Annotated in this window: 23 protein-coding genes; 6 read left to right on the top strand and 17 right to left on the bottom strand. The window is 59.3% G+C overall.

What is annotated here, in order from left to right:
• Positions 1-5: 5 nt before the first annotated feature.
• On the bottom strand, positions 6-944 hold the full coding sequence (glyQ, locus tag QEP12_RS00845) for a glycine--tRNA ligase subunit alpha (RefSeq protein WP_284213067.1): 939 nt from the start codon (positions 942-944) through the stop codon (positions 6-8).
• A gap of 359 nt (positions 945-1,303) precedes the next feature.
• Here glyQ and QEP12_RS00840 point away from each other — a divergent pair, with 359 nt between their 5' ends.
• Both QEP12_RS00840 and QEP12_RS00835 read left to right on the top strand, forming a co-directional pair.
• Entirely contained in the window at positions 1,304-2,431 is a 1,128-nt protein-coding gene (locus tag QEP12_RS00840) for an SPFH and helix-turn-helix domain-containing protein (protein ID WP_284213066.1), read from the top strand.
• Positions 2,432-2,586: 155 nt separating this feature from the next.
• On the top strand, positions 2,587-3,678 hold the full coding sequence (locus tag QEP12_RS00835; RefSeq protein ID WP_174862448.1) for a zinc ribbon domain-containing protein: 1,092 nt from the start codon (positions 2,587-2,589) through the stop codon (positions 3,676-3,678).
• 204 nt (positions 3,679-3,882) lie between these two features.
• On the opposite strand, the gene rfbC is transcribed toward QEP12_RS00835, so the two are convergent.
• From rfbC to QEP12_RS00810, 5 genes are read right to left on the bottom strand one after another with little or no spacing between them, the layout of a single operon-like run.
• Positions 3,883-4,437: a dTDP-4-dehydrorhamnose 3,5-epimerase gene (gene rfbC / locus QEP12_RS00830; protein WP_174862433.1), complete on the bottom strand. Its 555-nt coding sequence runs from the start codon at positions 4,435-4,437 to the stop codon at positions 3,883-3,885.
• Positions 4,434-5,324 (bottom strand): glucose-1-phosphate thymidylyltransferase RfbA, encoded by an 891-nt coding sequence (gene rfbA, locus QEP12_RS00825; RefSeq protein ID WP_284213065.1) that lies wholly within the window; start codon positions 5,322-5,324, stop codon positions 4,434-4,436. Before rfbA ends, rfbC begins: the two co-directional genes overlap by 4 nt.
• Positions 5,325-5,384: 60 nt before the next feature.
• Positions 5,385-6,275 carry a dTDP-4-dehydrorhamnose reductase gene (gene rfbD, locus QEP12_RS00820; RefSeq protein WP_174862432.1) on the bottom strand — a complete coding sequence of 297 codons (891 nt, stop codon included), beginning with the start codon at positions 6,273-6,275 and terminating at the stop codon, positions 5,385-5,387.
• Positions 6,272-7,342 carry a dTDP-glucose 4,6-dehydratase gene (gene rfbB / locus QEP12_RS00815; RefSeq protein WP_174862431.1) on the bottom strand — a complete coding sequence of 357 codons (1,071 nt, stop codon included), beginning with the start codon at positions 7,340-7,342 and terminating at the stop codon, positions 6,272-6,274. The genes rfbD and rfbB overlap by 4 nt, the downstream gene beginning before the upstream one ends.
• 34 nt (positions 7,343-7,376) lie before the next feature.
• Positions 7,377-8,186, bottom strand: a complete 810-nt coding sequence (locus QEP12_RS00810) for a type III pantothenate kinase (RefSeq protein WP_284213064.1) — start codon at positions 8,184-8,186, stop codon at positions 7,377-7,379.
• A 181-nt stretch (positions 8,187-8,367) separates the two neighbouring features.
• Here QEP12_RS00810 and lysM point away from each other — a divergent pair, with 181 nt between their 5' ends.
• Positions 8,368-8,847, top strand: a complete 480-nt coding sequence (gene lysM / locus QEP12_RS00805; protein ID WP_284213063.1) for a peptidoglycan-binding protein LysM — start codon at positions 8,368-8,370, stop codon at positions 8,845-8,847.
• 56 nt (positions 8,848-8,903) lie between these two features.
• On the opposite strand, the gene QEP12_RS00800 is transcribed toward lysM, so the two are convergent.
• The 10 genes from QEP12_RS00800 to QEP12_RS00755 all read right to left on the bottom strand — a co-directional run bounded on the left by QEP12_RS00800 (position 8,904) and on the right by QEP12_RS00755 (position 17,730).
• Complete coding sequence (locus tag QEP12_RS00800; RefSeq protein WP_284213062.1) at positions 8,904-9,323, bottom strand: rhodanese-like domain-containing protein; 420 nt, start codon at positions 9,321-9,323, stop codon at positions 8,904-8,906.
• A 169-nt stretch (positions 9,324-9,492) separates the two neighbouring features.
• Complete coding sequence (locus QEP12_RS00795; protein WP_284213061.1) at positions 9,493-10,236, bottom strand: M48 family metallopeptidase; 744 nt, start codon at positions 10,234-10,236, stop codon at positions 9,493-9,495.
• Positions 10,237-10,241: 5 nt separating this feature from the next.
• Positions 10,242-11,015 (bottom strand): lysophospholipid acyltransferase family protein, encoded by a 774-nt coding sequence (locus QEP12_RS00790; RefSeq protein ID WP_174862429.1) that lies wholly within the window; start codon positions 11,013-11,015, stop codon positions 10,242-10,244.
• 51 nt (positions 11,016-11,066) lie between these two features.
• Complete coding sequence (locus QEP12_RS00785; RefSeq protein WP_284213060.1) at positions 11,067-11,630, bottom strand: D-glycero-alpha-D-manno-heptose-1,7-bisphosphate 7-phosphatase; 564 nt, start codon at positions 11,628-11,630, stop codon at positions 11,067-11,069.
• Positions 11,631-11,735: 105 nt separating this feature from the next.
• The gene (gene fabB / locus QEP12_RS00780; RefSeq protein ID WP_284213059.1) at positions 11,736-12,956 is read right to left on the bottom strand and encodes a beta-ketoacyl-ACP synthase I; all 1,221 of its coding nucleotides are present in this window, start codon (positions 12,954-12,956) and stop codon (positions 11,736-11,738) included.
• Positions 12,953-13,477 carry a bifunctional 3-hydroxydecanoyl-ACP dehydratase/trans-2-decenoyl-ACP isomerase gene (gene fabA / locus QEP12_RS00775; RefSeq protein ID WP_219162843.1) on the bottom strand — a complete coding sequence of 175 codons (525 nt, stop codon included), beginning with the start codon at positions 13,475-13,477 and terminating at the stop codon, positions 12,953-12,955. Before fabA ends, fabB begins: the two co-directional genes overlap by 4 nt.
• A gap of 170 nt (positions 13,478-13,647) precedes the next feature.
• Positions 13,648-15,222, bottom strand: coding sequence for an apolipoprotein N-acyltransferase (gene lnt, locus QEP12_RS00770; RefSeq protein ID WP_284213058.1), 1,575 nt, complete (start codon positions 15,220-15,222; stop codon positions 13,648-13,650).
• Positions 15,219-16,103, bottom strand: coding sequence for a CorC family transporter (locus QEP12_RS00765; protein ID WP_174863464.1), 885 nt, complete (start codon positions 16,101-16,103; stop codon positions 15,219-15,221). Before QEP12_RS00765 ends, lnt begins: the two co-directional genes overlap by 4 nt.
• A 105-nt stretch (positions 16,104-16,208) precedes the next feature.
• Positions 16,209-16,919 (bottom strand): GNAT family N-acetyltransferase, encoded by a 711-nt coding sequence (locus tag QEP12_RS00760; RefSeq protein ID WP_174863465.1) that lies wholly within the window; start codon positions 16,917-16,919, stop codon positions 16,209-16,211.
• A 328-nt stretch (positions 16,920-17,247) separates the two neighbouring features.
• A complete protein-coding gene (locus QEP12_RS00755) occupies positions 17,248-17,730 on the bottom strand; it encodes an Lrp/AsnC family transcriptional regulator (protein ID WP_219162845.1) in 483 nt (160 codons plus the stop codon).
• Positions 17,731-17,942: 212 nt separating this feature from the next.
• Between QEP12_RS00755 and QEP12_RS00750 the strand changes: the two genes are divergently transcribed.
• The 3 genes from QEP12_RS00750 (at position 17,943) to QEP12_RS00740 (ending at position 21,550) form a co-directional block, all read left to right on the top strand.
• Complete coding sequence (locus QEP12_RS00750) at positions 17,943-19,652, top strand: AMP-binding protein (protein WP_284213057.1); 1,710 nt, start codon at positions 17,943-17,945, stop codon at positions 19,650-19,652.
• A 2-nt stretch (positions 19,653-19,654) separates the two neighbouring features.
• On the top strand, positions 19,655-20,599 hold the full coding sequence (locus tag QEP12_RS00745) for an MBL fold metallo-hydrolase (RefSeq protein WP_284213056.1): 945 nt from the start codon (positions 19,655-19,657) through the stop codon (positions 20,597-20,599).
• Between the two features lie 153 nt (positions 20,600-20,752).
• Positions 20,753-21,550, top strand: a complete 798-nt coding sequence (locus tag QEP12_RS00740) for an aspartate dehydrogenase (protein WP_174863219.1) — start codon at positions 20,753-20,755, stop codon at positions 21,548-21,550.
• 126 nt (positions 21,551-21,676) lie between these two features.
• Here QEP12_RS00740 and QEP12_RS00735 read toward each other — a convergent pair whose 3' ends face one another.
• Complete coding sequence (locus tag QEP12_RS00735; RefSeq protein ID WP_284213055.1) at positions 21,677-23,659, bottom strand: lytic transglycosylase domain-containing protein; 1,983 nt, start codon at positions 23,657-23,659, stop codon at positions 21,677-21,679.
• Positions 23,660-23,672: the final 13 nt, after the last annotated feature.

Here is a 23,672-nt window from a genome sequence, read left to right as displayed (position 1 = left end):
CCCGCTTACGCAGCCTTCTTGGCTTGTTGCTCTGCGGCTTTGGCCAGCTCGGCCAGCACTTCATCGGCATGTGCCTTGGGCGCCATGGGGAAGCCCAGGCGCGCGCGGCTGTCCAGATAGCTCTTGCCCACGGCACGGGCCAGGTTGCGGATGCGGCCAATATAAGCGGCACGCTCGGTCACCGAGATGGCACCGCGCGCATCCAGCAGGTTGAAGGTGTGGGCGGCCTTGAGCACTTGCTCATAGGCAGGCAGCGCCAACTGCGCGTCAATCAGCTGGTTGGCGGTGTCTTCGTGGGCCGCAAAGGCGCTGAACAGGAACTCGGCATTCGAATGCTCGAAGTTGTAGGTGGACTGCTCCACCTCGTTCTGGTGGAACACGTCGCCATAGGTCAGGCCGTCGGTATAGACCAGGTCGTACACCGATTCCTTGCCCTGCAGGTACATGGCCAAGCGCTCCAGACCATAGGTGATCTCGCCTGTGGCAGGCTTGCAGTCGATGCCGGCGACCTGCTGGAAGTAGGTGAACTGGGTCACTTCCATGCCGTTGAGCCAAACTTCCCAGCCCAGGCCCCAAGCGCCCAACGTGGGGTTCTCCCAGTCGTCTTCCACAAAGCGGATGTCGTTTTTCTTCAGATCAAAGCCCAGCGCTTCCAGCGAGCCCAGGTACAGCTCCAGGATGTTGTCGGGCGCGGGCTTGAGGACCACCTGGAACTGGTAGTAGTGCTGCAGGCGGTTGGGGTTCTCGCCGTAGCGGCCGTCCTTGGGGCGGCGGCTGGGCTGCACGTAGGCGGCCTTCCAGGGCTCGGGGCCGATGGCGCGCAGGAAGGTGGCGGTGTGCGACGTGCCGGCGCCGACTTCCATGTCATAGGGCTGGAGCAGTGCGCAGCCGTGTTCGGCCCAGTAGGACTGCAGTTTCAGAATGATTTGTTGGAAGGTCAGCATGGTGTCTGAAAAAGGGTAGAAGGCTGGCACGCAAGCGCCAACCCCATCGTTATAAGAGACCGCACAACCAGCGGGCACAGCAAAGGCCCCGCTCGCGCGCGCAAAGGGGTGATTCTAGGCCTCTCGCTACCCTATCGGCAGTTACAGCGCCTTTCAATGGTCAACAAAGGCTGCGACGCTTTCAATAAGGGAGCACCTTACGCTTTCCTCGCAGTCACTTCAACACTATTTATGGCTTAAACATATATGCAATAAGCACCAATAGCTATATTTTTTGAATTTCTCTGTGCCACACGGCCCAAAAGCCCGCCCTACAATGGCTCCACCCTTTTTCTTCTGACCGGCTAGCGAGGCGTGGCATGAATCTGTTCAACATCATCAAGAACCAACTGATCGAGGTCATCGAATGGACCGATGACTCGCGCGACACGCTCTCCTACCGCTGGCCGGACGACGACAAGGAAATCAAGAATGGCGCCCAGCTGATCGTGCGCGAATCGCAGCAGGTGCAGTTCGTGGCCGCCGGCCAGTACGCCGACCTGTTCGGCCCCGGCAAGCACACGCTGAGCACCGAGAACGTGCCCGTGCTGTCCACCATCCTGGGCTGGAAGTACGGTTTCCAGTCGCCCTTCAAGTGCGACGTCTACTACATCAACACACGCCTGTTCACGGGCAACAAGTGGGGCACCTCCAACCCCGTGCTGATGCGCGACAAGGACTTTGGCGTGGTGCGCATCCGCGCCTTCGGCACCTACGACTTCCGCATCGTGCAGCCTGCGCTGTTCCTCAGGGAAGTGGCGGGCACGGACCAGAACTTCCGCATCGACGAGTTTGCCGACACCATGCGCTCGCGCATCGTCAGCGTGTTTACCGAAGCCCTGGCCAAGGCCCAGGTGCCGGTGCTGGACGTGGCCACGCGCTATGGCGACCTGGGCCAGGCGCTGGTGCAGATCATCAACCCGGCGATGGTGGAGAAGTACGGCATCGAGGTGACCAGCTTTGTGCTGGAGAACGTCTCCGTGCCGCCCGAGGTGGAGCAGGCCATCGACAAGCGCTCCAGCATGGGCGCCATCGGCAACCTCAACGATTATGTGAAGTACCAGATGGGCCAGGCCATGGCACACGGCGGCGAAGGCGCGGCGGCAGCCACCCTGCCCGCCACCATGGCCATGGGCTTTGGCATGGCCCAGGAGATGATGCGGCAGATGCAGCAACCGAGCACCGCACCGGGAGCCCAGCCTGGACTGGGCGTGCCTCCGGGGAACGATGCCTTCTCACCCGCCGCAACCCAAGCTGCTCAGGCCACTCCGGCCGGCGCTGCCCCTGCGTTGCAGGTCTACACGCCGGAGCAGACCGCCCAGCTGCTGGGCGTGGACGTGGCCGACGTGCTTGCCGAGCTGGAGACCGGTCAGCTCAAAGGCCGCAAGATCGGCGCGAACTGGCGGATTGCGCAGGCCGCGCTGGATGAGTTTCTGCGCGGAGCTTAAGCACGCACCCTGAGCCGCTGCGCGGCTTTCCCCCAATTCGCTGCGGGGAGGCCCTTGCTTCTTGCCCATAGCGCTCGTGATTCTTTGGATCATTGTCAGTGACTGATACCCCTGCCTCTTCTTACGCTGCGGCCAGCGGCCCCCCTCAACCCTCCATGGTGCGCAAGCACCCCTGTCCGGAGTGTGGTGCCAACCTGGAGTGGAATGCCAAGGCGCAATCGCTCCAATGCCCCTACTGCGGCACTTTGGTGCCGTGGAGCGACGAGCTGAGGGAGGAATTGGGTCAGGAGATCGTTGAGCAAGACCTGTACGCAGCCCTGCAAAACCCAGCCAGCGGGCGTGGCTGGGGCGGCCAGCGCCAAGAGGTGCAGTGCCAGAACTGCCAGGCAATTTCGGTCTTTGTGGATGGCCGCGTGGCCCAGCGCTGCGATTTTTGCGGCTCGCCCGCCATCGTGGCGCATGAAGAGCGCAGCGACGCCATCACGCCGCAGAGCATCCTGCCGTTCAAAGTGAGTGATGGGCAGATCCGCGACCGTATCCGCCAATGGTACGGCAGCCGCTGGTTTGCGCCCAACAAGCTCAAGCACGCCGCGCTGACGGACACGCTGCACGGCGTGTATCTGCCGTACTGGACGTTTGACGCCCATGTCAGTGCGGTATGGCAGGCCGACGCAGGGTTTTATTACTACACCACCGAAACCTACCGCGATGCGAATGGCACCACCCAGACGCGACAGGTGCGCCATGTACGCTGGCAACCTGCATCGGGCAGCCTGCGCCACTTTTTTGATGATGAACTCGTGCCCGGCACTGTGGGGGTACACCCCCAACTGCTGCGACAGGTAGAGCCCTTCCCGACCACCACAGATCTGAAGCCCTACACCCCCGAATTTGTGCGCGGCTGGACGGTGGAGCGCTACCAGGTTGATCTGGGCAAGGCGGCCAAGCTCAACGAGCAAGACATGGACAGCCAAGTGGAAGCCCTGTGCGCGCGCCAGGTGCCCGGCGACACCTACCGCAACCTGCGCGTACAGCGGGAATACGCGGGCCGCACTTTCAAGCACGTACTGGTGCCTGTGTGGATCGTGGGCTATACCTACGGCAGCAAAAACTACCAGATCATTGCCAATGGCTATACCGGCCAGATTGCGGGCGAGCGGCCGTACAGCTGGGTGAAGATTGGCCTTGCGATAGTGTGCACGCTGATCGTGGCGGCCATCGTGCTGGGCATCATGCAAAACGCATGACCGCACGCATCATCCAAAAACAATAGCTGGCAGCGCTTTGTAAATAGCCACTTCCAATAGTTTGGTATTAAAAATTGGCTTCTAGCACACGCTATCAGCTATGTTTTCAACAAGGCTTACGTAAATACAAAGGGCTGCCATCGCAGCCCTTGTACGTGGTAGAGCCACACACAGCGCAATCCGTATTCCCAGTGTGCCCACAATTTATGCGCCAAATACCTCGGCGCTGCGCAGCAGGGGTTGCTTTTGGTCTTTGTCAGACAGCAAAAACTCCATACCTAAATCGGGCCAGGCAATGCCAATGTCTGGATCATTCCAGAGCAGCCCCCGGTCTGACTGCGGTGCGTAGTAATTCGTGGTCTTATACAAAAAATCTGCGCTGTCGCTGAGCACCACAAAACCATGGGCGAAGCCGGGGGGAATCCAGAACTGCTTATGGTTATCTTCGGTCAGCTCCTGCCCCACCCACTGACCAAAAGTGGCCGAGTTCTGGCGGATATCTACCGCAACATCCCATACGGCACCGCGCACCACACGCACCAGCTTGCCCTGGGCATGCGGAGGCAGTTGGTAGTGCAGCCCACGCAGCACCCCTTTGCTGGAGCGGCTGTGGTTGTCTTGCACAAACTCGAACACCGTGCCGGTAGCGGCATTGAACGCTGCCTGGTTGAAGCTTTCGTAGAAAAAGCCTCGTGCATCCCCAAACACCTTGGGCTCAATCACCATCACTTCTGGAATGGCGGTGGGGGTTGCTTTCATCGCACGCCACCTTTGAGCACCTGCATCAGGTACTGGCCATAGCCATTCTTGAGCAGCGGCTGGGCCAGTTTCTCGACCTGCGCAGCATCAATCCAGCCCGCACGGTAAGCGATTTCTTCGGGGCAAGCCACTTTCAAGCCCTGGCGCTGCTCTAACGTTGCGATGAACTGCCCAGCCTCCAGCAAACTGTCATGCGTACCCGTGTCCAGCCATGCATAGCCACGCCCCATCAATTGCACGTTCAACTGCCCCTTTTCCAGGTACAACTTGTTCAAGTCCGTGATCTCTAGCTCGCCACGCGGGGAAGGCTGGAGCGACTTGGCCAGTTCCACCACCTGGCTATCGTAGAAATACAGGCCGGTGACCGCATAGTTGGACTTGGGCACTGCAGGCTTTTCCTCCAGCGACAGCACTTTGCCCGAGGCATCAAACTCCGCGACGCCATAGCGTTCGGGGTCTTGCACGTGGTAGGCAAATACCGTGGAGCCATCCGGTTGCGCGCGGGCCTCTTCCAAAAGACTTTGAAAGTCATGCCCATAAAAAATGTTGTCCCCCAACACCAACGCACTGGGAGCACCGCTCAGGAAAGCTTCACCAATCAAAAATGCCTGCGCCAAGCCATCGGGGCTGGGCTGCACGGCATATTGCAGGTTCAGTCCCCACTGGCTGCCGTCGCCCAGCAATTGCTCAAAGCGCGGCGTGTCCTGCGGGGTGCTGATGATCAGGATATCCCGAATCCCGGCCAGCATCAGGGTGCTGAGCGGGTAGTAGATCATGGGCTTGTCATACACGGGCAGCAGTTGCTTGCTGATGGCCAGCGTGGCCGGGTGCAGGCGTGTGCCAGAGCCACCTGCGAGGATGATGCCTTTGCGCGCTTGTGTTGTCATAAAAAACCTATGTTTGATAGCTGCCAGCGCTTGATAGATAAGCGCCAGAGGCCAATTTCTTTACAAAATCTCTTGCAACATCCGCCGTACACCTTGCTGCCAATCAGGCAGGTGCAGCCCCAAGGCGGTTTGCAGTTTGCTGGTGCTCAAGCGTGAGTTATAGGGGCGCTGTGCCGATGTAGGAAATGCGCTGGTGGGCACGGCTTGGATGGCTTGTACCTTGAAAGCCAACTCAGGGCGCAACTGCCGTGCCGTGGCGATCACAAATTCGGCATACGCATGCCATGTGGCCTCCCCACCCGCCACGCAGTGGTACAGCCCCAGATGCGCCGGGTGCTGCACAACATGACAAATCGCGTGCGCCGTGACATCCGCCAGCAGATCCGCGCCTGTCGGCGCGCCAAACTGGTCGTTGATCACGTTCAGTTGTTCGCGCTCTTGTGCCAGCCGCAGCATGGTCTTGGCAAAGTTGTCACCGCGCGCCGCGTAGACCCAGCTGGCGCGAAAGATCAGGTGTTTGCAGCCGCTGGCCTGGATGAGTTGCTCCCCTTCCAGCTTGGTTTGGCCGTACACCGACAGCGGGGCCGTGGCAGCGTCTTCTGCACGCGGCGCATTGCCGCTCCCGTCAAACACATAGTCGGTGCTGTAGTGCACCAGCAAGGCATTCAACGCATGGGCTTCGCGAGCCAATACGCCAGGGGTGATCGCATTGAGCAGCCGTGCCAACTCCACGTCCCGCTCGGCTTGATCCACGGCGGTATGGGCAGCAGCATTGACGATCACATCAGGTGCCACCGCCCGCACCGTAGTCGCAATACCTTCAGGGTTCGCCAAATCTCCGCACAGTGCCGTGCTATCACGCCCCAGTGCAGTGACTTTCCCCAAGACAGCCAAACTGCGCTGAAGCTCCCAACCCACTTGACCATTGCAGCCCAAGAGCAGAATCTTCATGCCGATGCCTTTGGCGCGTATTGCTTTTGCAGCCAGTCGCGGTAGCTGCCAGACTGGACGTTCTGCACCCACTGCGGGTTGTCCAAGTACCACTGCACCGTTTTGCGAATGCCGGTTTCAAAGGTCTCTGCCGGCTTCCAGCCCAGTTCCCGCTCGAGCTTGCGGGCATCAATGGCATAGCGGCGGTCATGGCCTGGGCGGTCTGTGACGTAGGTGATCTGCTCTGCGTACGACAGGCCATCTCCGCGCGGACGCAGCTCATCAAGCAGCGCACACACCGTTTTGACGATGTCAATATTCGCCTTCTCGTTCCAGCCACCTACGTTGTAGGTTTCGCCCAGCTTGCCTGCCTCCAGCACGCGACGGATGGCACAGCAGTGGTCGCGCACATACAGCCAGTCGCGCACTTGCATGCCATCGCCATAAATGGGCAGCGGTTTGCCCGCCAAGGCATTCACAATCATCAGCGGAATCAGCTTTTCCGGGAAATGCAGCGGGCCATAGTTGTTGCTGCAATTGGTGGTCAGCACCGGCAGGCCATAGGTGTGGTGCCAGGCACGCACCAAATGGTCTGATGCCGCTTTGCTGGCTGAGTACGGGCTGTTGGGCTCGTAGTTGTGGTCTTCGGCAAAAGCCGGCTCGGTGGGCGATAAAGTGCCATACACCTCATCGGTGGACACATGCAAGAAACGGAAGCTGGACTTGGCTTCGTGCTCTAGCTCATTCCAGTAAGCACGTACCGCTTCCAACAAACGGAAAGTGCCCACCACATTCGTTTGAATGAAATCTTCAGGGCCGTGAATGGAACGGTCCACGTGGCTTTCCGCCGCAAAGTTGATCACCGCACGGGGCTGGTACTGCTGCAGCAAGGCACTGATGACCGCGCTATCGCCAATGTCGGCTTGCACAAACACGTGACGTGCATCGCCTTGCAGGCTGACCAAGTTTTCCAAGTTACCTGCATAGGTCAACTTATCAACATTTACTACAGGCTCGTCGTTGGAAGCCAGCCAGTCCAAAACAAAATTAGCGCCAATAAAGCCTGCGCCGCCGGTGACAAGAATCATGGGGAATACTCAGTACGTCAAGGAATGGCGCCCATTATCGAACACCTACAGCACCTTGAGGCACGCGGCCTTGGCCCCACCGCTGCTGCGCCATCACCAGCAGCCCCTCAAAGATCAGGTTATCCACCAACTCAAAGGGACGCGTCATGCTGGGCACCATCTTCCAGCCCGCACCGCCGGCCATCACACAGGCGGGCTCCATGCTGCAGTGCAGATACAAATGCTGGTACATGCGCTCGACCGCGCCGGCAATCGCATAGGTACCACCGCTGGTCAAAGCATCGCTCGTATTCTTGGGAAAAGGGGTGACCGAGCCGGTTGGCACATGCAGCCCTGCGGTACCGCTTTCCAGCGCACGCAGCATGATGCCATGCCCGGGCAAAATCAAGCCGCCCAAGAAGTTGCCTTGCGCATCGAGAGCATCAACCGTAACGGCCGTACCCACCATCACCACAATCAAGGGGCGCTCGTTGCCACGCTGCAAGATATGATGGCGTGCACCAATCATGGCCACCCAGCGATCGGCCCCTAGGCGCAATGGGTGTTCGTAACCATTGCTCACCCCCGCTTCATGGACAGAAGGCACCACCCATTGAGGCTCGAAGTTCCAGCCGAGCATCAACTCCATCTGATCGTGCACACGGCGGCGCGCCGTCTCCCCAGCCACCACGCAGCCCAGCATATGGGTAGGCGCGGGCAGCTTGCTCCAAGGCCCTTCTGCCAAGCGCTCAATGTGTTCCAAAAACTCCGCGCCATGAGCCAGCAAAGCTGCACCGGGACGTGGGGCGTCATACATCGCCCACTTCAAGCGGGTGTTGCCGATATCAATGGCCAAAAAAGTCATGGGCGGCATTATCAAGATTTTTGGCCCTGCGTACGTGTGCTTTGCGACACGACCACCCGGTCAACGCACCATTTCAGCGCAAATTGTCAAAAAATGCGCGTAGGAAGTGTCTGGCCTTGCAGACAAATTGTTTGCCGGTACATTGATTGCTCTTTCCCAACTATTTTTCAGGAGTGAATGTATGGGCCTGTTTAGTTTTATCAAAGAAGCTGGCGAGAAGCTGTTTGGCGGCAAAGATGCACAAGCGGCAACCCCGGCGGCCTCGCCAGGCGAACTCAATAGCAAGGCAGCCGCAGCGATTGAGAATTACATCCATGTGCAAAAGCTGGGCGTCAGCAACCTCAAAGTCAGTTATGACGCCAGCCAGGGCAAAGTCACGGTGGCGGGCGAGGCCCCTACCCAGGCCATCAAAGAAAAAGTCACCTTGTGCTGCGGCAACGTGGCCAGCGTCACCTCGGTGGATAACCAGATGACGGTGACCACCCCTGAACCCGAAGCCCAGTACCACGACGTGGTGCGCGGTGATACGTTGTCTGCGATTGCCAAAAAATACTATGGCGATGCCAACAAATACCCAGTGATCTTTGAAGCCAACAAGCCCATGTTGAGCCACCCTGACAAAATCTACCCCGGCCAAAAGCTGCGCATTCCTGCGCTGTAAGCTATAGCGGCAATAAAAAAGGCTCCGAACCTGGAGCCTTTTTTATTGCCATCACCTTATTGCCAAGGCAGCCCTTGTTTGCGCCAGCCGCCAATATTGCCGCGGTGGCCATTCGCATCCACATCCCCTTCAAAACCTTCGAGGATGTTGTAGGCCTCAATACCCAGTTGCTGGGCACGTGCTGCGGCAGCCACCGAGCGCACGCCGCTGCGGCACAGCAAAACGGCCTTGCCGCCAGCGGGCACAGCGGCTTGGAGTTGCGCATCGAAATCGGGGTTGTTGGCCATGCCGGGCCACAGCTTCCACTGCACGGGCACGGCGCCCGGAACTTGCCCCACCCAGGCGCGCTCGGCGTCGGTGCGCACATCAATCAACACGGCTTCACCCGTCTGCACCCAATGCCAAGCCAAAGGCGCAGGAATATCCCCCGCGTAAGCTGCGGCGGGAATGACTTGAAGCGTTTGCGGAGTGGTCATCGCACGGTCCTTATGAATGGCTAGATTGCTGGGCAGTTTCGCACACGGGCGCTGGGTACGCCACATCATGTTTACTAAAAAAACATAGCTGTCAGCGCTTTCAAAACAACAGCCTTAGATAGCTTTCAACACCAATTCATTACTAGCCAAGCGCTGACCGCTATTCTTTTCATATCACCCAGTCTGGGGCTGGGTGCTGGCGCAGTTCTGCGCGCAGACGTGCGTAGTCTGGGCATGCCGATGCGACGACCGCCCAAAACCTGGGGCTGTGGTCCATCACGCGCAGGTGCGAGAGTTCGTGAATCACCACGTAATCCAGCACTGGCAGGCGAAAGTGCAGCAGCCGCCAGTTGAGCATGATGCCGCCATCCACCTTGGCGCTGCCCCAGCGGGTGCGTGCATTGGACAAGCGCAGGCTGCGCCACTGCACGCCCAGCTCGGGTGCAAAGCGCTGCAGGCGTTCGGTAAATAAGGCCCGTGCATGGCGCAGCCACCATGCATTGACTTGCGCACGTACGCTGGCACCTGCTGCATCGGTGGGTAAGCTCACATGCAACGCCCAGCGCTGCTCTCCCACGGCCAGTAACTCGCCGCCCCCTGGGGCTGCTGGGTGCAAGTGCAGTTGCAGCACGCCGCCCAGATACGGCAAGTAGGCGCCGTGCTGCCAAGCTATCTGCGGCACCTGCTGGTTGCGTGTTTCGCGCTCACCCAGCTTGGCAAGCACCCAGCGCGCCTTCTCCTGCAATACTGCTTCAATGTTGGCCATACTGGCACGCAAGGGCGCGCGTACGGTCAGGCCGCTGTCACTGACCTCCAGCCCGATGCTGCATCGGCTGCTGCGCACCAACCAATAAGCCACGCGGGCACTGCCCAGGGGGGCGGTGTGCGTGGCTTTCGGGTGGGCAAACTCCAAGGGATTCAAGCTTGACCGTCGTTGCTGATGGCTGCGGTAGCTGCCGGATAGGCCTCGGGGTCCAGACGGCGCATTTCGGCTTCGATCCAGGCTTGCACTTCCGCCATCAGCTCTTCGTGCTTGCGCCCTGCGCTGGCAATCATCGGGCCCACCGATACATCCACCACACCGGGGGTTTTCACAAACGATTTGCGGGGCCAGCATTTGGCAGAAGTCACGGCAATCGGCACCACGGGAACGCCCGTCATGATGGCCAAACGGGTTGCGCCGGTTTTGTATTCGCCCACTTCGCCACGGGCCACGCGGGTACCTTCGGGAAACATGATGACCCAGATGCCTTGCGCCAGCAGGCGTTTGCCTTGCTCCACCACCTTGTGGAACGCACGAGAGCCGTGCTTGCGGTCAATGTGGATCATGTCCAGGCTGCCAATCGACCAGCCAAAGAAGGGGATGCTCAGCAGCTCTTTCTTGAACACATAGGCCAAAGCGCGCGGCATGATCGCAGGCATCAAAAAGGTTTCGTAGGTCGATTGGTGCTTGCACAGCAGCACCACGCCTTGCTGCGCATCCGTAGGCAGGTTTTCCATGCCTTGCACACGGTATTTCACGCCACAAAACCAGCCAGCGCTGTCCACACTCAGCTTGAGCCACGCGCGGGCAATCTTCCAGCGCAGCGCTGCAGAGCCACCGAACAGGCGCACGATCAAAATCAGCAAGGTATAAGGAACGACAGTGATGCCCATCCACAGCATGTGGATCACAGAGCGAATAAACGACATGAAGGCAGTCCTAACAATAGGCCAGTGTCAAAAACAGAGAGTGTGCACCAATTAACCCGCAACCACGGGGGCAGGAGGCGGCACCTGCACATCGGGCGCCAGCGCATCGGCCAGCGCTTTCCAGCTGGTGTAGCGCGGTATATGCGGCGCCATGTCAGCGGCAGGCGCTTGCTCATCCAGTTGCAGCCAAATCACATGGGCATGCATTGCTTCACCAGCCTGCAAATGCTTGGCGTTTTGCCCAACCACCCACACTTCGTGCGGCTCTGCACCATACCGTGCAGCCACTTGCTGCAACAAGCCGGGCGCAGGCTTGCGGCACGCGCAGTGCTCTTCCGGCGTGTGTGGACAAAAAAACACCGCCTCGATGCGCGCGCCGGCAGCAGCCAGCTCCCGCTGCATGCGCAAATGAATGGCGTTGAGGTCATTCACATCAAAACTGCCACGCCCCAAACCAGGCTGGTTGGTGGCCAGCGCGACATGCCAGCCGCCACGGTTGAGCTGTGCCACCGCTTCCAGCACCCCTTCTTGGGGCGTCCAGTCCTTGAGCGCCACAATGGAATCCTCGCCCTCCATATTGAGGGTGCCAATGCGATCCAAGATAGCGAGCTTCATAGGCAATAAGCAGTCAATGCAAGCAATCGGCACATGATAAAAGCGGCGGTGCCAGGGTTATGAAAAACCCAAGCACCACCGCTTTTGTCGGTTACCGCGCTTGGGTTAAGCGCCGGTCCAACGGCGCAGTGCCAGCGATGCGTTGGTGCCACCAAAGCCAAAGCTGTTAGACAAGACCGTGTTCAGCTGTGCATCGCGGGTTTTGGTCACCAAAGGCATCGCACCCAAAGCTTCATCGGGGGTTTCAACGTTCACGGAACCCGCAATGAATTGCTTGTTGAGCATGATCAGGCAGTAAATCGCTTCCTGCACACCCGTAGCTCCCAGCGAATGCCCCGTCAACGACTTGGTCGATGAGAAAGGCGGTACCTTGTCACCGAACAAGGCCTGCATGGCACGCACTTCTTGCATATCACCCACCGGGGTCGATGTGCCGTGGGTGTTGATGTAGTCGATGGGGGCGTTCACTGTTTCCATGGCCTGCTTCATGCACGCCACAGCACCGTCGCCCGATGGAGCCACCATGTCTTCACCGTCGGAGGTGGCGCCAAAGCCCACCACTTCGCCCAAGATGTGGGCGCCGCGTGCCAGTGCATGCTCCAAGCTTTCCAGCACCACAGCGCCGCCACCGCCGGCAATCACAAAGCCGTCACGGTGGGCATCGTAAGCACGCGAAGCCTTCTCGGGTGTTGCGTTGTATTTGCTGGACATGGCACCCATGCCATCAAACAGCAACGACATCCCCCACGACAGCTCCTCGCCGCCGCCTGCAAACATCACGTCCTGCATGCCCCAGGCGATTTGCTGGGCCGCAGCGCCAATGCAGTGCGCCGATGTCGAGCATGCCGATGTGATGGAGTAATTGATGCCCTTAACCTTGAAATTGGTCGCAAGACAAGCCGATACCGTTGAGCTCATGCAACGTGTGACCTGATAAGGTCCCACGCGGCGAATGCCTTTCTCACGCAGCGTATCTGCCGCTTCGATCTGGTTGGCAGGCGATCCACCGCCCGAGCCCATGATCAAACCGGTGCGCGGGTGGCTCACCATCTCGGGAGGCAAACCTGCTTGTGCAATGGCGTCTTCCAGCGCGATCTGCGCGTAAGCCGCTGCATCGCCCATAAAACGCAACTGCTTGCGATCAATGCGCGCTTCCACGTCGATCTCGGGAATGCCAGCCACTTGACTGCGCATACCCAGTTCCGTGAACTTGGGCATGGCTTTGATACCGGATCGACCTTCGCGCAGCGAAGTCTCCACCGTCGCCAAGTCGTTACCAATGCACGAGACAATGCCCGCGCCCGTGATCACTACGCGTTTTGTCATGCCGCAGTCCCTTGACCGTCACCTTCACGCAGGAACAACCCTACGCGCAGGTCGTTGGCTACATAGATTTCCTTGCCATCCGCAAACAGGCGCGCATCGCCAATCGCCATGTTCAGCTTGCGCTTGATGACGCGCTTGATGTCAATTTCATAGCGGACCAGCTTCACGTCGGGGCCAACTTCACCCGTAAACTTCACTTCGCCAGCACCCAGCGCACGGCCGCGACCGGGCAGTTGCAGCCAAGTGAGGTAAAAGCCAATCAGCTGCCACATGGCGTCCAAACCCAGGCAGCCGGGCATGACGGGGTCACCTTGAAAGTGGCACTTGAAGAACCACAAATCGGGGTTGACATCCAATTCAGCTACGATTTTGCCCAGTCCATGCGCGCCACCATCTTCAGAGATGTGCGTGATGCGATCAAACATCAGCATAGGGGGCAGAGGCAAACGTCCGCTATCGGGCTTAAACAACTTGCCTTCACCAGAAGCGATCAGTTGTTCATAGGAAAAAGATTCAGCCATTTTCTAACTTGCTCCGCAGCGGCTGAGCCGCTACTTGGTTTCTCGTGTATGTGATCGCGACAGTTTAAACGCGTGCTGCGCACAGCCGCACATTATGGAAGTTCACAGCCAGCTTGGCGGGCGAAAGCCCACGCAATCTTCACACAACGTATCAATCACACCCTGTTTGCTCAAATTTTCTTGCGTTGCTTGGCGCACCAAGCTACGACAACCACGCAAAACAGCCACAACGGCCATAACCCCCAGTGCGATACCCAGCGCGCAAAAGGTGTGACGCCGTCTCGCCCATTCACCTGCGCCAAGAGCACGTCGCGGGTGTAGGGCTGCAAAGCCGCTTGCACCGCGCCGCGGTGGTCAATCACAGCCGTAGCTCCTGTATTGGTAGCACGCAGCATGGGGCGTTCAAACTCTAAAGCGCGCATGCGGCTGATCTGCAAGTGCTGATCTACCGCAATACTGTCGCCAAACCATCCAATATTGCTGACATTTACAAATACTGTCGGAGCCTTAGAAACATCAGCAAAGCGTGCTCCTAACTCTTCTCCGAACAAGTCTTCGTAACAAATATTGGGCGCCCAGCGCTCACCCCGCCAGACAAAAGGTGCCTGCCCCACGCTGCCGCGCGAAAAGTCACCCAAGGGTATGTTCATCATGCGAACAAACCACTGAAACATCGGGGGGATGAATTCGCCAAAGGGCACCAAATGATGCTTGTGGTACCTATATTCTGGCATTTCCCCGGGCATCCAGCCCACGACGGCATTGCTATAGCCCCGCACTTCATTGCCCAAAGGGATGCCGACCAATGCAGCCGATGCGCTTTGGGGCTGCCGATACGGCGCAGAAATTGCTTCCCAATACCCTGCAGGCAACTGCTGCGGCAGCAAGGGAATCGCGGTTTCCGGCGCTACCACCAGTTCCGCCTGCGGATGCAGCAAACGCTCGCCATACCACTGCAATGCCTGCTCGACCCCGCTGCCGGGTATGAATTTTTCATCCTGTGCAATATTGCCCTGCAGCAAGGCCACCGTCACAGCGGGGCGTACGGGTGATTGGGTGGAATCAGACATTTGGGCCTGCTGCTGACTCCAGCCTGCACCTAACCATACCGAGCCGCCAACCAAGCCGACGCCCACCAACAGCAGTTTTTGGGACCACAAAATCCGCAACTGCGCCACGCCCATAGCCAAGGCTGCAGCCACCAACCCAGTGCCATACACACCGAACCAGCGTGGCCAGACCGACAGAGGCCCCTCCACATGGGCGTAGCCCACTGCGCCCCAAGGGAAGCCTGTCCACAGCGTGCCGCGCGCCAACTCCGCCAACGTCCAGCACGCGGCAAACAGCATGACGGCGTGCCAACCCGGTCGTGCCCAGCGCTTCCACAGCCAAAGCGCAACTGCGTAATAGCTACCCAAAAAAGCCGCCAGTGCCAGCACAGCAACCACGGCCAAAGGCGCGGGCAAGCCACCATAGGTATGCATGGAAATAAACAGCCACCAGAAAGTGGCGGTCAACCAGGTGGTGGCAAACAGCCCCACCAGCCACGACACTTGCTTGGCGCTGCGCGCGCGTTGCACACCGACACACAGCACACTGAGTGACAGCAGTTGCAGCCACCACAGCGGCTGCCCATTCGAAGGCCATGCCAGTGAGGCCGCTTGCAGCGCACCCGCCCCCACCATGGCCACCATCCAGCCCCAGAGCTGGGCGCGCTGCGCGGGCACCGGGGCCACTGCGTTCATGCAGTGCGCTCCTGTGGCCAGTCATCGGAAGCACGGGTGACCTGGAACCACCGCACCGCACCGCCTTTGGCATGCAACACCTTCAACTTCAACCCCGCAGCCTGCAGCGACTCACCACGCTTGGGCAAGCGCCCCATTTCATGGCTGACCCAGCCACCAATCGTTTCGAATGTATCAACGCCGTCTTCGCTGGGGAAAGTGACGTTGAACGCCTCTTCCACCCGCTCGAGTGGCGTGTGTCCTGCCACGCGGTAGGTGTTGTCAGCCAGGGCAAAGATGTCGCCATCTTCTTCAGGCACATCGAACTCGTCTTCGATTTCACCCACGATTTCTTCGAGCACATCTTCCATCGTGACCAGGCCCGCGACGCTGCCAAACTCGTCCACCAAAATGCTCATGTGGTTGCGATTGGATCGAAACTCGCGCAGCAGGTCGTACAAGCCTTTGGTCTCGGGCACAAACGTTACGGGCCGCAGCAAGGCCCGCACATTCATGGAGGGAGAACGCTGCAGCTTGAGCAAGTCTTTGGCCATCAAAATGCCAATGATGTTGTCACGCTCGCCTTCGTAGACCGGGAAACGGGAGTGGGCCGTGCGGATCACCTGCACCAGCATCTCGGCGTAGGGGGCTTCGATGTCCAGCAGATCCATGCGTGGAGCGGCCACCATAATGTCGCTGGCGGTGCGGTCTGCCATGCGAATCACGCCTTCCAGCATGACGCGTGCTTCGGTGCCAATGACTTCGTTGTCTTCGGCTTCGGCCAGGGTTTCGATCAACTCATCCTTGGAGTCGAGCCCCGGATGGATGAATTCGACAATTTTTTGCAGGAAAGTGCGCTTGTCTTCGCGCTCAGCATGGCGCGCAGGATGCGGGTCAGACACAGTCTTTCAGTGCAGGACGTGCGGTAGTGAATAGGGGCCCAAGGATAGCGGATTCCCGTGCCCCAGCAATTCCCCCCTGCGGGTAACCGCGCCTGGCACACACATTTAAGGCGCTGACTTATGGCGCCCCTCGCGCACCCCTTGGCGAATTTCTTGGACATCCGCCAAGATGCTCCAAAACTGCTTGGCCTGTTTTTTGAACTGGTAGTCCACCTCGGCGACTTGGTTGTCCCACAGCTCTGAGACTTGGCTGTCCAGCCCTGCTGCGGGCAACTGCAAATAGGCTTCGGACTCGGTGCCATCGCGCTTGACGCGGGCGCCCGCATTGCGCGCAATCTTGAGCATGGGCGTGTTCTCACTCAGCGCGTGAATGAACATCATCTCCACACCCTTGTTGCGCGAGTGCAGCATCGCCCGTGCAAACAAGCGGGTGCCCAGGCCCAGCCCCCGTGCAGTTTTCAGCACGGACACGCCAAATTCCGCGCAATTGCTGTGTTCGGCCAAGTCCACATAAGCAAGGTGCGCCATGGCAATCAGCTCCAGGCGGCGATTGAAGATGCCAAAAATATCGTCACGCGCAAAGTTCAGGTTGTCGGCATAGCGCACCACCTGCTCATCATTGGCGGCATAACCAAAGCGCAGGTAGCGATCGCCTTCGTCAAGCTTGAGCAAGTGCGCGCGGATGCGCGCGCGGTGGCGCTCGGACAGTTCGCGAATCGGCACCATGCTGGGCACGCTGCGCTTGGCCGATGCCTTGCGCAGCCATTGCTTGCTGGCTTTCCAAGGAGAAGTGATCCAACGGAGGGGCTCTGTCATGGTCAAAGTCCTGTGCGAGAGGCTTGGCGCGTGGTTTCAGCCATTGCACCACACTTTGATATCTATACGGTGCACAGCCAAAACCTAGGGTTTACGTGTATTTGCTGCATTGCAACATAAAACCTTTACCCTGGATATGAGGGGGCCCAATCTTGCCGGGGTGGTGTGCCCCGAACGCGGCTTTTGCACCACAAAAAACAGCGCCCGCAGGCGCTGTTTTCCAATTCTTATCAAAAAGTGAGCTGCTAGCGCTTGATTGACAGCAATTTCAAAGCCAAAACACGTCGAAGTGCTTATAAATAATACGAGAGCAGCTATCTTTTTATTTTTATACGGGCACCGAGGTCGTCGCCTTGACACGGTCCAGCACAAAGCTGGTTTTGCAATCGGACACACTGGGATGCTTGAGCAAGGTTTCCATGATGAAGCGGCTGTAGTGCTGCATATCCGCCACCACCACGCGCAGCAGGTAATCCATCTCGCCGGTCAGTGATGCGCACTCCACCACTTCGGGCCAGTTTTGCACGCTTTGCTTGAACGCATCCATGGGGTTGCGCTTGTGGGTTTCAGAGCTTTTTTCCAGCCGCACATTCAAATATGCCGTCAGGCCCAACCCCACTTTTTCAGGTGGCACCAGGGCCACGTAGCGCTCAATCACCCCCGCTTCCTCCAGCCGCTTGACGCGACGCAGCACCGCGCTGGGTGAGAGGCCCACCTGCTCGCCAATCACGTCATACGTTTCACGGCCATTTTCCTGCAGCCGGCGCAGGATGGATCGGTCAAGCTTATCGAGGGTGTGTTCTGCAGTCATGTGGTGGAATTTTAGGCAGGCAATCAGTCATATATAAGAGTTGGCTGCAGATTTTTGCAAACAAGCATTACCTCACGCCTTTATTTTGATATTGGAGCGCCCGTGCTAACCCTCTGTTGCGCCGTTTCCTAGGTAAAGCCCCATCCCCAAATCAGGGGCAGCCTTCAAGAATGTTTGCAGGCATCGCAACTTCTGCAATGAAAGGCACTGACATGGATCGAATGTGGTTGAAGGAATATCCCGCCGGGGTTCCTCACGATATCAAGCCTGAGGAATACAGCTCCGTCGTGGAACTGCTGGAAGATTCATTGAAAAAGTATGCCGATCAGCCCATCAGCGTGTGCATGGATGTGTGGATGAAGTATGGCGAGCTGGACAAGCTTTCCCAGCAGCTCGGCGCCTGGCTGCAAAGCCTGCAGTTGGAGCCCGACGCCCGGGTCGCCATCATGCTGCCCAATATTCCGCAGTTTGCCGTCAGCATGGCGGGCGTGCTGCGCGCAGGCTACACCTGCGTCAACGTCAATCCGCTGTACACCGCGCGTGAGCTGGAGCACCAGCTCAAAGACTCTGGCGCCACGGTCATCATCATCTTGGAAAACTTCGCGCACACCTTGGCGGACGTGATTGGGCGCACGCGTATCCAGCATGTGTGCATGACCGCCATGGGCGACTTGCTGGGTGCAGCGTACGGCGCATGGATCACGTTTGCCGTACGGCACCTCGCCAAAATGGTGCCCAAGTACGAGATTGCGCTGGATGGCCGCAGCGTCACGCCCTTCAAGAAAGCACTGTCCATCGGTGCAGGCAAGCCGCTGCGCAAGCCCTCCGTCAACCACGACAGCATCGCCTTTTTGCAATACACCGGGGGCACCACGGGCCTGTCCAAGGGCGCGGTACTCACCCACCGCAACATCATTGCTGCCACCTTGCAGGCAGAGGCGTGGTTTGCACCCGCCTACCAGGGGCAAACCAACCTCAGCAAGTTGCACAGCATTGCCGCCTTGCCGCTGTACCACATCTTTGCCCTGACCTTGCTGCTGCTGGCGCTGCGCCAAGGCTCCAGCCTGAGCCTGATTCCCAATCCGCGCGATATTCCCAAATTTGTCGAAGTGCTGCGCAAGCGCCCCTTCCACACTCTGCCGGCCGTGAACACCTTGTTCAACGCCTTGCTGCAAAACGAGAAGTTCCGTGCCATCGACTTCTCCGCGCTGGCCGTCTCCCAAGCGGGGGGCATGGCCGCCTCGGAAGGCACCGCCAAGCAATGGCAAAAAGTGACCGGCAAAGTCATGATTGAGGGCTGGGGCATGAGCGAGACGTGCGCCATTGGCACCAACAACCCCGTCACCGCCACCCACTTCAGCGGCACGATTGGCCTACCCCTGCCGGGCATTGATATCGCTATCAAAGATGATGATGGCAACAACGTCCCACAAGGGCAAAACGGCGAAATCTGCATCAAAGGCCCGAACGTCATGCGCGGCTATTACAACCAGCCCGAAGAAACCGCCAAAGCCTTCACCGCCGATGGTTTTATGCGCACCGGTGATATCGGTGTGATGGACGAGCGGGGCTACACCAAGATCATTGATCGCAAGAAGGACATGATTTTGGTCAGTGGCTTCAACGTCTTTCCCAACGAGCTGGAAAACGTCATCTCGCTATGCCCCGGTGTGGTGGAATGCGCTGCCGTGGGGGTGCCCGATGAACACTCGGGCGAAGCGATCAAGGTGTTTGTCATCAAAAACGACCCCTCGCTGACCGAAGAACGTTTGATGCGCTACTGCCACGACAACCTGACGGGCTACAAGCGCCCCAAATACATCGAGTTTCGCGAAGAATTGCCCAAGACCAATGTGGGCAAAATTTTGCGCCGCGAACTGCGTAACACCCCCGCCGCTGCCAAGGCGCCAGCCCCGCATTGAACATGCCCGCCACCACATCAACACCGGGCCTGTGGCCCGGTATGTTTTTCCTGGAAAGGGGTTGGCTGTCTGCGAACAACATCGTGTTTGTGGATGCACACAGCGCCGCTGTGCTAGACACCGGGTACTGGGTGCACGCCGCACAAACCGTGGATCTGGTGCGCAGCACCATTGGTGGCAAGCCACTCACGCGCATCCTCAACACCCATCTGCACAGCGACCACTGCGGTGGCAACGCGGCCTTGCAGGCGCAGTGGCCCAGCGCACAAACCTGGATTGCCCCGGGCCAAGCGCAGCATGTGGCGCAGTGGGACCCGGTTGCGCTGAGCTACACCCCAACCGGCCAGACATGCCCTCCCTTTCAGGCACAGCATGTGCTGCAACCGGGCACCGACATCCAACTGGGCGCGCAAACCTGGCAAGTCCATGCTGCGCCGGGACATGACCCGCACTCCATCATCTTGTTTGAGCCTGAACGCCGCATACTGATCTCAGCCGACGCACTCTGGGAGCACGGCTTTGGCGTGGTCTTCCCGGAAATTGAAGGCATCCAGGCGTTTGAAGAAGTCGCTGCCACCCTGGATGTGATTGAAGCCTTGCAACCCGCCTTGGTGCTGCCCGGCCACGGCCCCATGTTCAGCGATGTTGCCAGCGCACTGACCACGGCCCGCCAACGCCTGCAAGGCTTTGTGCAGCGCCCTGAGCGCCATGCCCGCTACGCAGCCAAGGTACTACTCAAATACAAGCTGCTGGAGTGGCAAACCCTGCCGCTGCAGCAAGCACATGACTGGTGCTTGCAAACCCCCTACATCGGGCTATTGCACGCCCAGTATTTCGCTGCGCACACACAGCAGGCTTGGTTGGATCAGTTGGTGCAAGAACTGGTGGGCAGTGGCGCAGCCGCCATCGAGCAGCACGATGGCACCACCATGCTGTGCAACCGCTGATTGCTGTGCCGCTGTCTTGCACACCCAGTTCCCCACTGCACTGCCCACAATCGGTTAAAAGACCTGCGTACACGCTGCTGTCCCAGGCCCTTCGGCTTTCGGGCTGTACGGTGCGTTCAGAGCAACAGAAAAGGAAGCAGGGAGATATTCACCATGGAAATTGCACTGGTAGGGTGCGGCGCTATCGGACGCAGTGTGCTGACGCTGTTGCAGCAGCACCCCCACGTACACCCCAAGTGGGTGGTGGTGTCACGGATCACGCCGCAGCTGCTGGAGGCGGTGGCAGATTTAGCACCGGGCGCGCAGCTCGTGCACGCCCTCCCAGACGATGCACACCCCGCTCTGTTGGTGGAGTGCGCCGGCCACAGTGCGATTGCGCAGCATGTGCAGCCCGCGCTGGAGCGCGGCATTGCTTGCGTGGTGGCCTCCATCGGGGCTTTGAGTGCGCCCGGCATGGCGCAAGCCCTAGAGGCTACCGCCGCAGCCGGCAACACCCAGATACAGCTGGTATCTGGCGCGATTGGAGGCGTAGATGCCCTGTCTGCCGCCCAGCTCGGAGGGTTGGATCAAGTGATCTACAGCGGGCGCAAACCGCCTCTGGCATGGGTGGGCACACCCGCTGAAGCAGGGTGCGAGCTGGCCAGCCTGTGCGAAGCAGTGTGCATTTTTGAGGGCACCGCGCGCGAAGCTGCTTTGCGTTACCCCAAAAATGCCAATGTGGCCGCAACGGTGGCACTGGCCGGGCTGGGGCTGGATCACACCACGGTGCGCCTGTTTGCCGACCCCGCCGTCGACACCAATGTGCACCACATCCAAGCCCGCGGTGCTTTTGGCTGCATGGAACTGACTTTGCAAGGCAGGCCCTTGGCGGCCAATCCGAAAACATCCGCCCTGACGGTCTACAGCATCGTGCGCGCCATCGTGCAACGCACGGGCAGGTGGGTGATGTAAGGGCTGCGGCCTACACCCCTCGTCCCTCACCGATCGGCGCAGCACAGAACGCTGCAGCAGATACAGCGCTCCACGCAAAAATGGCTGCCATGCGGGCAGCCATTTTTAGGGGGGCGTAAATTCAACTTACGGCAAATCGCGGTTGTATTCCGCCATGGTCACCTTCGGGCCTACGGTGCCCAGCCGGGCTTTGAGCGACTGGGGCTGGCCGGTAATCAAGGCCGCGTAGTTGGTGGTGTTGGACAGTACCTTCTTCACGTAATCACGTGTTTCCGTGAAAGGCACATTTTCGGCCCAGATCGCACCATCCAGCACGGGGCCATTGCGCCAATTGCGCGGGCGACCTGGCCCCGCGTTATAGCCCGCTGCGGCCATCGGCATAGAGCCATCAAAGTCATCCAGCGCCAGCTTCAGGTAGGACGTGCCGATGACGATGTTCACATCGCGGTCGTTGATCATGCTGGGCTGAAAGTCCGTCATGCCAATTTTCTTGGCTGTCCATCGGGCTGTAGCAGGCATCACCTGCATCAAACCCGAAGCCCCCACGTGTGAGCGCGCATCCATGATGAAGCGGCTTTCCTGGCGGATCAAGCCATACACATACGCCGGGTCCAGCCCAATATTCTTGGACTGCGCAATCACGGCATCGCGGAATGGCATGGGAAAGCGTTGCTTCCAGTCGATCACCTCGCGGGTGCGCTCGCTGGTGTTGATACAGCGGTCCCACACTTGCTGTTTGCACGCTAAGTCGGCCGCCGCCAGCAGTTCGCGGTCGGTCATTCCGCCGGGAATGTGCAGTCCCACGGTGTAATTCCACTCGCGCACACCTTCGCTGCGCAGCCCCATGTTGATGGCATACAGCGCACGCTGCAGCCCAGGATTTTGGGCCGCAGCAGCTTGCTCTTGCGGTGTCAGCGGCTGGGGCGCAGGCGGCATCTGTACCACTTGCCCCAAATCTTCCAGCGCCAGCTTTTCATAGAAGCCCTTCACGCTGGCAATGCTTTGCAGCAAACGCTGCGCTTCGGCCTGTTCGGCCTGGCTCACGTGGCGGTCATTGAGCAAAGCGCGCGCCTTCCAGTAGACCCAGGCGCTGTCAGCTTGCAATGCAGCGGGCATGGCATCGATCGTCTTGCGCACGGCTTTCCAGTTGCCGGCGCGCAAATTGGCGCGCACCATCCACTCCTGCGCCTCTTCGGACATGCGCTCGGACTTGCCAGCCTTGGCAAAGTAGTCCACGGCATCGCTGGACAAGCGGCGTGCGCTGACCTTGCCGATCACCCCCCACACCCAGTCGCGCTCTTCGGCGCGCAGCTGGCTGCCCCAGCGCGTGTCCATCAAATTGGCGGCTTGTTCCGGGTCATTGCTGGCAATGCGGATCAGCGCCAGCGAAGCCAGCTCGCGGCGTGTGTCGCCACGCACCTTGCTGGTGCCTGCCAGGTATTTCGCGGGCGATGCAAACACTTCGCTCACATGCTGCAAAGCATCCGGCGCGACGATGGCCACGGCACGGCGCGCCCCGGTCTGGCGGTTCAGCTCTGCGGACAGGCGTGCGCGCTTCCAGATGTCGTTGTCGTCGAGTTTTTTGATGGCATACAACTCGCTGGCGGCATAGGTGCAGCCGTCATCGGCATCGCGCTGCCCATGCCACAGGCGCACCACTTCTTGCGTCGCGTGCTCGGGCTGGCGCTGCTCAATGGTTTGGATGGCCAGGTCATAGCACCGCACTTCCTTGTCGTCGTTCATGCGGTACTCGGGCAGCATGCGCGCAAAGTCATTCCACTGGCGGCGCTGTCCCAGCAGCAGCAGCCAGTCGTTGCGCAGCCGGTCTTCTTGGTAAGTGCCACGCCAACGTTGTAAAAACGCATCAACCTCGGACGGTGCTGCCGTGTTCAAGCGTGCCTTCAATTCCCAGTACGCCGCCCACGGCTCCAGCGGGTGGCCTGCCGCCTGCGGCAGCAACGCAGAAAGCCGCGCTTTGTCGCCTTTGCGCGCCGCTTCCTGCATTTGCAGCAAAACATTGTCCGCCGCTGTTTGGGCTGCTGCCCAAGAAACGGGAAGGCTTAAAAGTGCAGCCGCGCAAAGCGGTGTCAGAATCTTGTGCAATTGCATGGGGGAATTATGT

The sequence above is a fragment of the Comamonas jiangduensis genome (genome assembly GCF_030162955.1).
Classification (GTDB): Bacteria; Pseudomonadota; Gammaproteobacteria; order Burkholderiales; family Burkholderiaceae_C; genus Comamonas; species Comamonas jiangduensis.
The sequence above is the reverse complement of the archived record's forward strand: the minus strand, read 5'-3'. Positions and strand labels throughout refer to the sequence as shown.

Coding starts and splice junctions, on each gene's coding strand:
- glyQ (WP_284213067.1), bottom strand. CDS start 944: ATGCTGACCTTCCAACAAATCATTCTGAAACTGCAGTCCTACTGGGCC.
- QEP12_RS00840 (WP_284213066.1), top strand. CDS start 1,304: ATGAATCTGTTCAACATCATCAAGAACCAACTGATCGAGGTCATCGAA.
- QEP12_RS00835 (WP_174862448.1), top strand. CDS start 2,587: ATGGTGCGCAAGCACCCCTGTCCGGAGTGTGGTGCCAACCTGGAGTGG.
- rfbC (WP_174862433.1), bottom strand. CDS start 4,437: ATGAAAGCAACCCCCACCGCCATTCCAGAAGTGATGGTGATTGAGCCC.
- rfbA (WP_284213065.1), bottom strand. CDS start 5,324: ATGACAACACAAGCGCGCAAAGGCATCATCCTCGCAGGTGGCTCTGGC.
- rfbD (WP_174862432.1), bottom strand. CDS start 6,275: ATGAAGATTCTGCTCTTGGGCTGCAATGGTCAAGTGGGTTGGGAGCTT.
- rfbB (WP_174862431.1), bottom strand. CDS start 7,342: ATGATTCTTGTCACCGGCGGCGCAGGCTTTATTGGCGCTAATTTTGTT.
- QEP12_RS00810 (WP_284213064.1), bottom strand. CDS start 8,186: ATGACTTTTTTGGCCATTGATATCGGCAACACCCGCTTGAAGTGGGCG.
- lysM (WP_284213063.1), top strand. CDS start 8,368: ATGGGCCTGTTTAGTTTTATCAAAGAAGCTGGCGAGAAGCTGTTTGGC.
- QEP12_RS00800 (WP_284213062.1), bottom strand. CDS start 9,323: ATGACCACTCCGCAAACGCTTCAAGTCATTCCCGCCGCAGCTTACGCG.
- QEP12_RS00790 (WP_174862429.1), bottom strand. CDS start 11,015: ATGTCGTTTATTCGCTCTGTGATCCACATGCTGTGGATGGGCATCACT.
- QEP12_RS00785 (WP_284213060.1), bottom strand. CDS start 11,630: ATGAAGCTCGCTATCTTGGATCGCATTGGCACCCTCAATATGGAGGGC.
- fabB (WP_284213059.1), bottom strand. CDS start 12,956: ATGACAAAACGCGTAGTGATCACGGGCGCGGGCATTGTCTCGTGCATT.
- fabA (WP_219162843.1), bottom strand. CDS start 13,477: ATGGCTGAATCTTTTTCCTATGAACAACTGATCGCTTCTGGTGAAGGC.
- lnt (WP_284213058.1), bottom strand. CDS start 15,222: ATGAACGCAGTGGCCCCGGTGCCCGCGCAGCGCGCCCAGCTCTGGGGC.
- QEP12_RS00760 (WP_174863465.1), bottom strand. CDS start 16,919: ATGACAGAGCCCCTCCGTTGGATCACTTCTCCTTGGAAAGCCAGCAAG.
- QEP12_RS00755 (WP_219162845.1), bottom strand. CDS start 17,730: ATGACTGCAGAACACACCCTCGATAAGCTTGACCGATCCATCCTGCGC.
- QEP12_RS00750 (WP_284213057.1), top strand. CDS start 17,943: ATGGATCGAATGTGGTTGAAGGAATATCCCGCCGGGGTTCCTCACGAT.
- QEP12_RS00745 (WP_284213056.1), top strand. CDS start 19,655: ATGCCCGCCACCACATCAACACCGGGCCTGTGGCCCGGTATGTTTTTC.
- QEP12_RS00740 (WP_174863219.1), top strand. CDS start 20,753: ATGGAAATTGCACTGGTAGGGTGCGGCGCTATCGGACGCAGTGTGCTG.
- QEP12_RS00735 (WP_284213055.1), bottom strand. CDS start 23,659: ATGCAATTGCACAAGATTCTGACACCGCTTTGCGCGGCTGCACTTTTA.